The 12122-nt window shown below is 65.7% G+C and carries 12 protein-coding genes and 2 pseudogenes; 6 read left to right on the forward strand and 8 right to left on the reverse strand.

Annotated features, from left to right (window positions below; translation table 11 throughout):
* Positions 1 to 162: 162 nt before the first annotated feature.
* On the reverse strand, positions 163 to 996 hold the full coding sequence (locus tag A6M56_RS14035; protein ID WP_373271733.1) for a helix-turn-helix transcriptional regulator: 834 nt from the start codon (positions 994 to 996) through the stop codon (positions 163 to 165).
* Positions 997 to 1148: 152 nt separating this feature from the next.
* Here A6M56_RS14035 and A6M56_RS14040 point away from each other — a divergent pair, with 152 nt between their 5' ends.
* A complete protein-coding gene (locus A6M56_RS14040; RefSeq protein WP_045786781.1) occupies positions 1149 to 2027 on the forward strand; it encodes an SDR family oxidoreductase in 879 nt (292 codons plus the stop codon).
* Positions 2028 to 2355: 328 nt separating this feature from the next.
* Here A6M56_RS14040 and A6M56_RS24295 read toward each other — a convergent pair.
* Positions 2356 to 2463, reverse strand: a pseudogene (locus A6M56_RS24295) (altronate hydrolase); the annotation flags it as partial.
* Between the two features lie 111 nt (positions 2464 to 2574).
* On the opposite strand from A6M56_RS24295, the gene A6M56_RS14045 reads away from it, so the two are divergent.
* Positions 2575 to 3963 carry an L-cystine transporter gene (locus A6M56_RS14045; protein WP_045786782.1) on the forward strand — a complete coding sequence of 463 codons (1389 nt, stop codon included), beginning with the start codon at positions 2575 to 2577 and terminating at the stop codon, positions 3961 to 3963.
* Positions 3964 to 4025: 62 nt separating this feature from the next.
* Here A6M56_RS14045 and pcaQ read toward each other — a convergent pair whose 3' ends face one another.
* Complete coding sequence (gene pcaQ, locus A6M56_RS14050) at positions 4026 to 4970, reverse strand: pca operon transcription factor PcaQ (protein ID WP_102079772.1); 945 nt, start codon at positions 4968 to 4970, stop codon at positions 4026 to 4028.
* A 93-nt stretch (positions 4971 to 5063) separates the two neighbouring features.
* On the opposite strand from pcaQ, the gene pcaH reads away from it, so the two are divergent.
* The 3 genes from pcaH to thpR all read left to right on the forward strand — a co-directional run bounded on the left by pcaH (position 5064) and on the right by thpR (position 7238).
* A complete protein-coding gene (gene pcaH, locus A6M56_RS14055; protein WP_102079773.1) occupies positions 5064 to 5813 on the forward strand; it encodes a protocatechuate 3,4-dioxygenase subunit beta in 750 nt (249 codons plus the stop codon).
* Positions 5813 to 6508, forward strand: a complete 696-nt coding sequence (gene pcaG, locus A6M56_RS14060; RefSeq protein WP_004626744.1) for a protocatechuate 3,4-dioxygenase subunit alpha — start codon at positions 5813 to 5815, stop codon at positions 6506 to 6508. The genes pcaH and pcaG overlap by 1 nt, the downstream gene beginning before the upstream one ends.
* Positions 6509 to 6569: 61 nt before the next feature.
* On the forward strand, positions 6570 to 7238 hold the full coding sequence (gene thpR, locus A6M56_RS14065; RefSeq protein ID WP_102080256.1) for an RNA 2',3'-cyclic phosphodiesterase: 669 nt from the start codon (positions 6570 to 6572) through the stop codon (positions 7236 to 7238).
* Between the two features lie 11 nt (positions 7239 to 7249).
* Here the strand turns inward: thpR and A6M56_RS14070 are convergent, their stop codons facing one another.
* Positions 7250 to 7945 (reverse strand): DsbA family protein, encoded by a 696-nt coding sequence (locus A6M56_RS14070; RefSeq protein ID WP_102079774.1) that lies wholly within the window; start codon positions 7943 to 7945, stop codon positions 7250 to 7252.
* Between the two features lie 25 nt (positions 7946 to 7970).
* A complete protein-coding gene (locus tag A6M56_RS14075) occupies positions 7971 to 8852 on the reverse strand; it encodes an MBL fold metallo-hydrolase (protein WP_102079775.1) in 882 nt (293 codons plus the stop codon).
* A 108-nt stretch (positions 8853 to 8960) separates the two neighbouring features.
* Here A6M56_RS14075 and A6M56_RS14080 point away from each other — a divergent pair, with 108 nt between their 5' ends.
* On the forward strand, positions 8961 to 9863 hold the full coding sequence (locus tag A6M56_RS14080; RefSeq protein WP_102079776.1) for a LysR family transcriptional regulator: 903 nt from the start codon (positions 8961 to 8963) through the stop codon (positions 9861 to 9863).
* On the opposite strand, the gene A6M56_RS14085 is transcribed toward A6M56_RS14080, so the two are convergent.
* From A6M56_RS14085 to A6M56_RS14095, 3 genes and pseudogenes are all read right to left on the reverse strand, one after another.
* Positions 9856 to 11022 carry an MFS transporter gene (locus A6M56_RS14085; RefSeq protein ID WP_102080257.1) on the reverse strand — a complete coding sequence of 389 codons (1167 nt, stop codon included), beginning with the start codon at positions 11020 to 11022 and terminating at the stop codon, positions 9856 to 9858. The two genes, A6M56_RS14080 and A6M56_RS14085, sit on opposite strands and share 8 nt — an antisense overlap.
* Positions 11023 to 11099: 77 nt before the next feature.
* Entirely contained in the window at positions 11100 to 11927 is an 828-nt protein-coding gene (locus A6M56_RS14090) for an isocitrate lyase/PEP mutase family protein (RefSeq protein ID WP_045786790.1), read from the reverse strand.
* A 3-nt stretch (positions 11928 to 11930) separates the two neighbouring features.
* Positions 11931 to 12122 (reverse strand): annotated as a pseudogene (locus A6M56_RS14095) (DsbA family protein); the annotation flags it as partial.

Consider the following 12122-nt stretch of genomic DNA (forward strand, 5'->3'; position numbering starts at 1 on the left):
CTGCCGTCAGCCGCTATCGCCGGCCAGCAGGATAGCCCGGCGGTAGCGCTCGCGGTAAGCATCGAGAGCCGGATGAAGGTCGTCCGGCTCACTGTCTTGCAAATCCATCTTCGACGGTAAAGGTCTCTGCGCAAGACCTCTTTTCTGCAATCTCAGCCCGGGTTACCGGGCCCGTCGGCTTCCGCTGCGGCGCCCTTCATCGACAGCCGCCGGGAGCGTTGACGCCAAGCCGATCTGCGATGCGATTTTCTCCGCATCCGCTGGCGTCGCGGGGTTGTAGACGCACATGCTGAGATCCGTCCGGCCGTCGACCGAGAAGGTCGAGTATTCAAAAGCGAGCGGCCCCAGCACCGGATGGCGGATGCGCTTGATGGCCTCGCCGTGGACCTCGCGGACAACGTTGTCACGCCACATCGCCCTGAACTCCGGACTGAGCCGGGACAACTCGTCGACGAGAGGTTCCACCTCCGTTGCCGCGCCCGCGCGTGCGGCATCCACGCGGAAGGCACCGATGACGTGGCGCGCGACGCTCTCCCAGTCGTACTGCACGGCACGGGCACGCGGGTCAAGGAAGATCGTGCGCAGCACATTGCGCTGGTGCGGCGGCAGCGCGCCATAGTCGCCCAGCATCACGGTGGCCGCCCGATTCCACGCGAGGACGTTCCAGGTCGCCGTACGAATGAGGGCAGGGCTCGGATCCAACGCGTCGAGGACGCGCTGCAGACGCGGCGTGACACCGTCTTTCTCCTGGTAGCGCGCCACGGGCGGTCGCCCAAGGCCGAGCAGGAAGAGGTGTTCGCGCTCGACGTCCGTCAGCATCAGCGCCTGCGAGATCCGGTCCAGCACATCGGCCGAAGGCGCGCCGCCGCGACCTTGTTCGAGCCACGTATACCAGGTCGTACTGATATTCGCGCGCTGTGCCACTTCCTCGCGGCGAAGGCCCGGCGTGCGCCGGCGCCCCGGAGGAAATCCGAGCGCCGCGGGGTCGAGCTTCATGCGCCGGTCCCGCAGATACGTCCCGAGGAGGTTTTCGTTGGGCTGTTGTCGGTCGATCCTGGTAGCCATTTTAATATGATAACGTCACTACTTTACCAGGATAGTCGCGGCGCCTAGATTTGTCTCCCAGGAAAAAACCTGGAGACCAGATCATGCGTGTTTTCGTCACCGGCGCGACCGGATTTGTTGGCATGCCGACCGTCAAGGAGCTGATCGCCGCCGGACATCAGGTTCTCGGCATGGCGCGTTCGGATGAAGGGGAGGAATCCCTGGCGGCCATTGGAGCAGACGTCCATCGCGGTTCGCTCGAAGATCTCGACAGCCTGCGGGCAGGCGCAGCCGCCGCCGACGCCGTTATTCACCTGGGCTTTGTCCACGACTGGGAGAACTTTGCGCGGTCCTGCGAAATCGATCGCCGGGCGATCGAAGCGTTGGGTTCCGTCCTCGCAGGTTCGGACAAACTACTCATCGCGACGGCGGGCACGGCGGGATTAGCCGCGCCGGGCCGGATTGCGACCGAGGACGACGACGTGCCGCCCGATTTCCCGTTTCCCCGCGTCTCCGAGCAGACGGCGCGATCACTGAAGGGCGTGCGCGCCGCGATCGTCAGGCTTCCCCAGGTTCACAACACGATGCGGCAAGGGCTGCTGACCTACGCGGTTGCCATGGCGCGCGAGAAGGGCGTGTCCGCGTATGTGGAAGAAGGGCGCAACCGCTGGGCAGCGGCGCACATCTCGGATGTCGCGCGCCTTTACAGACTGGTGCTGGAAAAGAACGAAGCCGGTGCGAAATATCATGCAGTGGCCGAAGAAGGCGTGCTGATGCGAGATATTGCCGAAGCGATCGGCCGCGGCCTGAACGTGCCTGTCAAATCCGTCTCCGCGGAAGAGGCGCCTGCGCATTTCGGTTGGTTGGCGCGATTTGCCGGCCGCGACCTGGTGGCGTCAAGCGAAAAGACGCGGAAGGCGCTCGGCTGGAACCCGACCGGGCCAGGGCTGATCGCCGATCTTGAAAGGGCTGATGTCTCGTGATCAATCGCGGCTAAGCGAGTGGGCATTGGCCTCACGGCACTGAAGAACGCAGGCAAAGAGATGACGTCGTCGCTATGAATGACTGAGTGAGAGGGAGCGCAACGCGCCACTCAAACGAAAAAGCCCGCATGACCGCGGGCTTCTTTCATTGGCGGGAAAGGCGCGCCATTACGCCGCCCCGCCGAGTCGCGCCTTCAGCGGCCCGCGTGATGGCCGCAAGCTGGACAGCGCGTGGCGCGCTGCATTGGCGCGGTTGGGATCGGCGCTGGGTTGCTCTTGATGCTGCGGGCCGCGTCGCCCGGCGGGGTGCCGGGTACACGTCTTGCATCACCGCGCCAAGCTGCCAGGGCACGAACTGGTTGGCGCCCAAACCATCCAGTCCGCTCTTGATGCGCGTGCCGGAGGCCGTGGCCAACACCAGTTGGAACAGCGCCTCTGCGCCAGGCGGAGCCGCAGCTGCGATGCGTTTCGTGCCTCGGCAACCTTTGTGCAACTGGCGTAAGATGCCCGCTCGATTTTTGATCGCTGCGTGCGACCCACAAGCAACATGAACCTTCCGCTCTTACTCAATCTCGCGACGTTCGTCGTCATCCTGATTGCCCTCGGCCGTGTGAACGCGAGCTGGAGTCTGGCCAAGCGTGTGCTGCTGGGCATGGTGCTGGGCATCGTGTTCGGACTGGCGCTGCACCTGATCTATGGCGACGACAGCGCGACGCTCAAGCAGTCGATCTCGTGGTTCGGCATCGTTGGCGGCGGCTATATCCAGCTGCTGCAGATGATCGTCATGCCGCTCGTGCTGGTGTCAGTGCTGAACTCGGTCGCCAGGCTCAACAGCACGGCGTCGCTGGGCAAGATCAGTGTGCTGACGATCGGTACGCTGCTGCTCACGACGCTGATCTCGGCGCTGGTCGGCGTGTTCGTCACCCACCTGTTTGGCCTGACGGCGCAAGGGCTGGTGCAGGGCGCGCAGGAAACCGCCCGGCTGACCGCCATCCAGGACAACTATGTCGGCAAGGTGGCCGACCTGTCGGTGCCGCAGCTGGTGCAGTCCTTCATTCCGAAGAACCCGTTTGCCGAGCTGACCGGTGCCAAGCCGACGTCCATCATCGGCGTGGTGATCTTTGCGGCGTTCCTCGGCGTGGCTGCCTTGAACCTGCTCAAGGATGATGCGGTGAAGGGCGAGCGCGTGCTGACCGCCATCGACACCGCGCAGGCCTGGGTGATGAAGCTCGTGCGGCTCGTCATTCGCCTGACCCCTTACGGCGTGCTGGCGCTGATGACGAACGTGGTGGCTGTGTCCAACGTGCAGGACATCATCAAGCTCGGCGGTTTCGTCGTGGCGTCTTACCTGGGCCTGGCGATCATGTTCGGCGTGCATGCCGTGCTGCTCACGCTCAACGGCATCAATCCGCTTCGCTTCTTCCGCAAGGTCTGGCCGGCGCTGTCGTTCGCGTTCACGAGCCGGTCGAGTGCAGCCACCATTCCGCTGAGCATCGAGGCGCAGACCCGGCGCATCGGCGTGCCGGAGTCGATCGCCAGCTTCGCCGCATCGTTTGGCACGACCATTGGCCAGAACGGCTGCGCAGGCCTGTATCCCGCCATGCTGGCAGTGATGGTGGCGCCCACCGTGGGCATCAACCCGTTCGATCCTGTATGGATTGCAACGCTCGTGGCGGTGGTCACGCTCAGCTCGGTCGGCGTGGCGGGTGTGGGCGGCGGCGCCACATTTGCAGCGTTGATCGTGCTGCCGGCGATGGGCTTGCCGGTGACGCTCGTGGCACTGCTGATCTCCATCGAACCGCTGATCGACATGGGCCGTACCGCGCTCAACGTCAACGGCTCGATGACCGCCGGGACGATCACCAGCCAGTTGCTGGGGCAGACCGATCGCAGTGTCTTCGATGCTGCCGATGACGTGGAGATGGCACACCGCTGATCTGCGCGTCGAAACGAAAAATGCCGGCCATGGGGTCGGCATTTTTTTGAGCGCAGGGCGGCTCAGCCGGGCGTCTGCGCCAGCTCCGTCAGCAGTTCCATGAAGGCGCTGGCCAGTTCGCTGGGCGTGGCGGCGCTTCTGCGCAGCAGGCCGACGGGCTCCTGGGTGCCCGACGTGACGATGTCCAGACGGGCGAGTTGACCATGCGCCAGGTCGTCGGCGGCGGCGCGCTCGGGGGTGATCCACACCGCATCGGATCGGCACGCCAGCAACCGTGCGACGGACACCGAAAGCGTTTCCGTCACGCCCGCCGGCAAGCGCAGCCCGTGCGTCTGGAACAGCGCTTCGGTGTGATGGCGCGGCACCGTGCCCGGCGTGGCGATCACCAGCGGGTAATCCAGCACCGCCTGCAGCGAGGCCGACGCGCCTGCCTGCGTCAGGAGCGGATGCCCCGGCCGCACGACCAGCGCCAGCGGCTCGGCATACAGCAATTCGAACGACAGCCCCTGCATGCGGTCGGGCTCGGCCATGCGGCCGACGATGAAATCGAGTTCGCCGGCCTTGAGCGCAGTCAGCAGCTCGACATTGGTGCCGGTGCGCAACCGCACGCCGGCATGCGGGCGCTGCGCGTGCAAATGTGCAATCGCCTGGGGCAGCAGGCTGCTGGCCACCGTCGGCAGGGCGCCCACATGTACCACCGGCGCGGATGCGTCCGTCGATCCCATCAGCGCGGCGGTAGCCGACTCCAGCGCTTGCGTTACGCCCACCGCATGCCGCAGGAATTGCTCGCCGGCAGCGGTGAGCCGCGCGCCCTGCCGGCCGCGCTCCACAAGCTGCACACCCGCCAGCGCCTCCAGTTCACCGAGCGTTTTCGACACCGCCGGCTGGCTCAGATGCAACCGCTCGGCGGCGCGCCGCAGGTTGCGCTCCTGCGCGATGGCGACAAAGCAGCTCAGATGGCGAAACCGGATGCGGGACCGCAAATCCGCTGAGAAGGCGCTTTCCATAACTTGGGGTTATCGATTTTCCGATAATAAGTCAATTTACTTCACTTTTTGTCAGCGATACAGTCTCTGCACGATTTCATAAGGAGACGCCCCATGACCCTGCCGCTTTCCTGCACCGGCGAATTCGCCCAGCGCAACACTGCGCTGCATCCGCCCGCACTGACCCCCGGCTACAAGACCAGCGTGCTGCGCTCGCCGCGCAACGCGCTCATCTCCACGCTCAATACGCTGTCGGAAACCACCGCGCCTGTGTTCCACCCAAGCGATCTGGGCCCGCTCGACAACGACCTGATCCTCAACTACGCCAAGGAAGGCCTGCCGATCGGCGAGCGCATCATCGTCCACGGCTACGTGCGCGACGAGTTCGGCCGCCCCGTGCCGAACGCGCTGGTGGAGGTGTGGCAGGCCAACGCCGGCGGCCGCTACCGCCACAAGAAAGACCAGTACATCGCGCCGATCGACCCGAACTTTGGCGGCTGCGGCCGCATGCTGACGGATGCCAACGGCTACTACGTCTATCGCACCATCAAGCCCGGCCCGTATCCGTGGCGCAATCGCATCAACGACTGGCGCCCGTCGCACATCCATTACTCGCTCTCGGGCGATGGCTGGGCGCAGCGCCTGATCACGCAGATGTACTTCGAGGGCGACCCGATGATCGCGCAGTGCCCCATCATCAAGACCATCCCGAGCGAAGAGCAGGTGCGCGGTCTGATCGCGCTGCACGACACGGCGAACCACGTGCCGCTCGACAGTCGCTGCTACCGCTTCGATATCACGCTGCGCGGCCGCCGTGCCACGCATTTCGAAAACGCCGTGCCCGCCCTGCAAGGAGCCAAGTGATGACCACGACCACACTGCGTGAATCGCTCGAACGTGCCCAGGCAACGGCCATGACGACAACGCCGCCGTTCGCGCATTTCAACGAGACCGCATCGCAGACGGGCGGCCCATACGTGCACATCGGTCTTGCACCGCGCCAGGCCGGCTTCGACATCTACGACAAGGAATTCGGCAGCGTCCTGACGACGCCCGCCACACGCGGCGAACGCATCGCGCTGGAAGGCCGCGTCTACGATGGCTCGGGCTCGCTCGTGCGCGACGTGCTGATCGAGATCTGGCAAGCCAACGCGGACGGCAAGTACGCCCATCCGGCCGATCGGCAAGACAAACCTGTCGACCCGGCATTCCGCGGCTGGGGCCGCGCCGGCGCCGATTTCGATACGGGCGTCTATCGCTTCGACACGATCAAGCCGGGCGCCGTGGCCGGCCGCAGCGGAACCACGCAGGCACCGCATATCTGCATGATCCTGTTTGCCCGCGGCATCAACCTCGGCCTGCACACACGCGTGTACTTCAGCGATGAGGCCGCGGCCAACGGCACGGACCCGGTGCTGAACGGCATCGAGTGGGAAGTGCGCCGCAAGACGCTGATTGCCCAGCGCAGCGAGCGCAACGGCGAGGTGGTCTACACCTTCGACGTGCGCCTGCAAGACACGCCGGATGGCGGCGCGGAGACGGTGTTCTTCGATATCTGATCGCCGCATCACATCCGAGAGGCCACGCCCGGCAGGTTCACACCGCCGGGCGTTGTTTTTGATGCGAGCAACAGGACTTTCAGCGGGACGTCATGCGGGCGTCGATAATGGGTGGATCGCCAGCCCGGCGTTTGACGACCCTGCCGTGACCCAGCTCACTCTTCCCGGATTCGAAGCCACTCCGCAATTGCCCGCGCATCGCCTGTTTCTGGCGATCAAGCCTGACGTGGATACCGCCGAGCGCATCGCGCGGCTGATCCAGCAATTGCGGCCCGTCGTGGGCTTCAAGGGCAAGGCGCTGCGTACGGAGCGCCTGCATGTCACGCTGCATCACCTTGGCGATTTCGTTCATCCGCCGCCTGACGATGTCGTGGCGCGTGTGCGTGCAGCAGCGGCCGGCCTCGCATTGCCGGCATTCGACGCCACGTTCAACCAGGTGGTGAGCTTTCATGGCCGGCGCGACCATCGGCCGTTCGTGCTGCTGGGCGATGAGGGTGTGGGCGGCCTGATGGCGTTTCAGGCGGCGCTGGGCGAGGCGCTCCAGCATGCCGCCGTGCCGGTGCCGCGTGGGCATTTCAAGCCGCACATCACGCTGTTGTATGACCGCGGCGGCTTTGCGCCGAAAGCGGTCGAGCCCATCACGTGGACCGTGCGCGAGTTCGTTCTCATCCATAGCTGGCTAGGCAAAACGCGCTACGACGAACTTGGCCGCTGGGCGCTCAAAGGCTGAGCGCCACGTTGTTATGCACAGCCGTCCGGCCCGCAGACAGGGCCATCGGCCTGGTTCATTGGGGAAGGCGCGCCGATGTGCTGCGTCAGCGCCTGAGCCCAGGGTTCCGGTTTGCCGAGCCACGGGCCAACGTCGATGATGCCCAGTTGGCCATCGGCATCTTCCAGCGCAAACGTCGGAAACCCCTGACCGCCCACTCGATCGAGCCACTGTCGGCTTTGGGCGATGTGCTGCTGCGTGAGCGCACCGGCTTGCCGCGCGTATTCCGCATCGAATGCTTCGGGCGATAGGCCGATCTCGGCTGCCAGCGCGCGCAGTACCGGCACATCTGCAATGCGACGGCCTTGTTCGTAATGCGCGCGCTGGATGCGATGGATCATGTCCAGCCCGCGGCGGCCGAGCGCCTGGGCTGCCAGCACGGCGGTAATGGGCGGCTCCGAATCCATCACGGTCGTGGTGTCGCGCAACAGGCCTTCAAAGTAGGGCTCGCCGAAGGGTTGGCCGGTCAACTCGGCAATCCGGTGGTCGTGCGGCATCACGTAGTCGCGCCATTGGGGCGTGACCGTACGGCGGTTCGGGCCTGCAAGCATGCCGCCGCCGTGGAAGGCGATCGTGAGGCCGGGCACCGTGCGCGCGGCTTCCACCAGCGGCGCGGCGCCGTAGCACCAGCCGCACAGCGGGTCGTAGATGTAATGCAACGTCGTCATGTTGTTTCCTCGGTGGCAGGCCGGCTTACTGCGGCCACTTCATTTCGCCCTTGATGACCTTGGCGCTCAGCTCCAGCGATGCCTCGCCGGCCAGCGTCGGATAGGCCGCCTTCATCGCCTTGATCAGCTCCGCCGAGTTGTTGGCCTTGGCGGCCTGTACCTCGAAGGTCTTCAGGTAATCCGCGGTAAAACGTACCGCGTCCAGCCCCGTTGGCATTGCACCCGTGAAGTGACCGGGCACCACGGTCGTCGGCTTGAGCGCTGTGATGTTGTCCAGCGTCTGCAACCAGCCCAGGCGCGATTCGCGCGTCTGCGTGTCGGCCACCCAAACGTGGTCGCCGCTGTTGACGACCACGCCGCCGGCCACGGTCTTGATCGATGGGATCCACAGATACGTGCGTGCCGCGTCGGGGCCGTTCAGTCCCTTGATCTCGATGGTGCGGCCTTCCAGCGTGAGGTGGTCGGCGTTCAGCACGTCGGGCAGCACGAGTGTCTTGGGCGCGTTGTCCTTGAGGATCGGGCCCCAGTAGGCGAGCTTGCCGTTCATTGATGCCTTGATGGCGGCCACGGTTTGCGGTGTTGCCACGATTTTCGCGTTCGGGAAGGCAGCGCGGATGACGTCGAGGCCGAAGTAGTAATCCGGATCGCTCTGGCTGATGTAGACCGTGGTGAGCGTCTTGCCGCTGGCCTTGAGTTTCTGCGCGAGCGCCTCTGCATCGCTGCGCTGGAATTGCGCGTCGATCAGGATCGCCTCGTGCGCGCCGCTGATGATTTCCGACGACACCGGGAAGATGCCCTTGGCGCCGGGGTTGTAGACCTCGAGATGCAAGGGGGCGGGCGGGGCAGCGTGAGCAGCAAGGCCGGCGCTGACCAGGCCGGCGGCAAGCAGGGTGCGGAGCAGGGACATCGGGTTTCTCCAGTCGGATGAAATGCGTGCAATGCCGTCACTGTAGGTTGCTTGATCCGATCGAAAAACCCCTAAGATGCGCATATTTGTTTCTCCAATCGATCAAATATGGATCGCATCACGTCGGCCGAAGTATTTGTGGCGATTGTCGAGCGCGGCAGCTTGAGCGCCGCCGCCGAAGCGCTCGACATGTCGCGCGCGATGGTCACACGCTATCTGGCGCAGATGGAGGCGTGGTCCGGCGCGCGGCTGCTGCACCGGACCACGCGCCGCATCGGCCTGACACCCGCCGGCGAGGCCACGCTTGCGCGCTGCCGCCAGATGCTGGAAATCGCTTCGCAGATGGCCGTGGCAGATGGCCCCGAAGCCGACACGCCGCGCGGGCTCCTGCGCATTGCCTGCGCGCAGTCCCTGGCGCAGCAGACGTTGAGCGCGGCGGTGACGGCCTACCTGCGGCGCTATCCGCAAACGGCCGTCGATCTGGTGGTCGACAACCGCACCATCAACCTCGTGGAAGAACGCATCGACCTGGCCGTGCGCATTACCAACGATCTGGATCCGAACCTGATTGCGCGGCCGCTGGGCATGTGCGAATCCGTCGTGGTGGCGGCACCGTCTTACCTGGCCGCGCACGGTACGCCGCGCCGCGTGCAAGATCTGGCCGTTCACAACTGCCTGACGTATTCGTACTTCGGCAAGAGCCTGTGGAAGTTCACCGAGGCGAAGACGGGCGCGCCATCAGACGTGCCGGTGGGCGGCAATCTGAGTGCGAATGAATCGATGGTCCTGCTGGCAGCGGCGCGGGAGGGCGCGGGGATTGCGTTGCAGCCGGTGTTTGCCGCCGCGCCGCTGATCGCCAGCGGGCAACTCGTGCGTTTGTTGCCCGACCACGTGCCGCAGGCGCTGGGCATTCACGGCGTGTACAGCTCGCGCAGGCAGATGCCGGCGGCGCTGCGGGCGATGCTGGATTTTCTGGTGGACTGGTTCGGCGTGCAGCCGAACGTCACGTGATTGGCCCGAAAGACTTACCTCGCATGGCCAACAGGCCCAACGCCAGCACGCAGAACACCGCCCCCGCGTGGAATGTCGCGGCTGCGCCGAGCTTGTCCCACAACAAGCCCGCCAGAACGCTCGCAGCCAACATCGCCAGCCCGCTTACGAGGTTGAACATGCCGTAAGCGGTGCCGCGCAAGTCGGCCGGTGCGGTGTCGGCGACCATGGTTGCCAGCAAGCCCTGCGTGATGCCCATGTTCACGCCCCACAGCGCCACGCCTGCGATGACCACGCTCCAGTGAGCGGACAGGCCGAGCACCACATCGGCGGCAATCAGAACCACCAGCCCAAGCGCGAGCAGCTTCGTGTGGCTCATGCGGTCAGAGAGCTTGCCGAATGGATACGCCGCCAGCGCATAGACGACGTTCATCGCCACCATGACCAGCGGCACCAGCGCCAGCGGAATGCCGCCTTGCTGTGCCCGCAGCACCAGGAACGCTTCGGAAAACCGCGCGAGCGTGAAGACCGCGCCGATCATCACCACCCACCAGTACGCGCTGTTCAGCCGCTGCAGGTTGTCGCGGCGGATCGGGTTGTCGCGGCGGGCGCCGTTGTGGGTTTTGGGCTCCCGCAGGCCGAACATCAGCAGCGCAACAGAGAGCAGTCCCGGCACCACGGCCACCCAGAACACGGCGCGAAAATCATCTGCCCACAGCAGCATCAGACCCACCGCCAGCAGCGGCCCCAGAAACGCGCCCACGGTATCGAGCGACTGCCGCAGCCCAAAGGCCGCGCCGCGCAGTGCAGGCGGGGCAATGTCGGCGACCAGCGCATCGCGCGGCGCCCCGCGGATGCCCTTGCCGACGCGGTCCAGCAGGCGCGCCGTCAGCACGATGCCCGCGGTGGGCGCAATGGCGAACAACGGTTTGGACAGCGCGCCCAGCGCATAGCCGAACACCGCCAGGCCCTTGCGCTTGCCGAGGTAGTCGCTCAGCGTGCCGGAGAAGATCTTGACGATGAGCGCAGTCGACTCGCCCAGACCCTCGATCAGCCCGACCGACAGGGCACTGGCGCCCAGCGCCGACACCATGAACAGCGGCAGCAGGCTGTGGATCATCTCGGAGGCAATGTCCATCAGCAGGCTGACGCAGCCGAGCACCCAGATGCCGGCGGGCATCTGCCGCAGGCCGCCGGGCGGTTTGGTGTCGGTGGGAGGGCGCGCCAAGGTGGGTCGCGTTCGCTGTGGGGCGAGCGTCAGGCGAACGGCGCGAAGAGGCTGTTGAGCTTGGCCCCACTGGCAGCGTCGCGCGCGAAGGCGAACGTGCCGGCGGTGCGCAGCTCTTCCGCCGCCCGCAGGAAGGCTCCCATGGCAACGCGTGCGAGTGTCGCGCCCACGCTGATGCGCTTGACGCCCAGTTCCGTCAACTCGGCCACGCTGAGGTTGCCGTCGGCGAAGCCCATCAGCACGTTGAGCGGCCGATCGATCTCGCGCAGCACGGTGGCGATTTCGTCGCGCGTTTTCAGGCCGGGGGCGTAGAGCACGTCGGCGCCGGCGTCCTGGAAGGCCTGCAGGCGGCGGATCGTGTCGGCCAGGTCGTTGCGACCGTGCAGGTGGTTCTCGGCGCGCGCGGTGAGCGTGAACGGAAACGGCAACGCGCGCGCAGCCTCCACCGCAGCGCGTACGCGGTCGACCGAAGCCTCCAGCGAGTAGATGGGCGCATCTGCGCGACCCGTCGCGTCTTCAATCGAGCCGCCGACGATGCCCGTGGCGCCCGCCAGGCGGATGGTCTCGGCGACGGCTTCCGGCGCATCGCCAAAGCCGTTTTCCAGGTCGGCAGCCATGGGCACGTCCGTGGCGGCCGCCAGATCGGCCACGTGCGCGAGGATGGTGTCGCGGCCGACGCCATAGTCGGGCAACCCGCGCGAGAACGCGAAGCCGGCGCTGGTGCTGGTCAATGCTTCGAAGCCCAGCGATGCCAGCAGCCGGGCCGAGCCCGGGTCCCACGGATTGGGAATCACAAAGGTGCCGCTGCGTTCGTGCAGCGCGCGGAAGGCGTGGGCTTTTTCGATCTGGGTCGGCATGGGCTATCCGGTGTGAAGTGGATGAAGGTTGGACTGCACTGCTGCGGCACGGGCGAGCGCATCGTCCAGGCGGTCATTGCCCCAGAACACCGCGTCGCCGACAAAGAACATGGGAGCGCCAAAGATGCCACGAATCTGCGCGGCGTGCGCTTGCTTGCGCAGGGCGGTAAAACGAGCGTTGTCAGTACTCGCCTC

Origin of the sequence: Ralstonia sp. RL (assembly GCF_001683835.1) — a bacterium.
GTDB classification, from domain to species: Bacteria; Pseudomonadota; Gammaproteobacteria; order Burkholderiales; family Burkholderiaceae; genus Ralstonia; species Ralstonia mannitolilytica.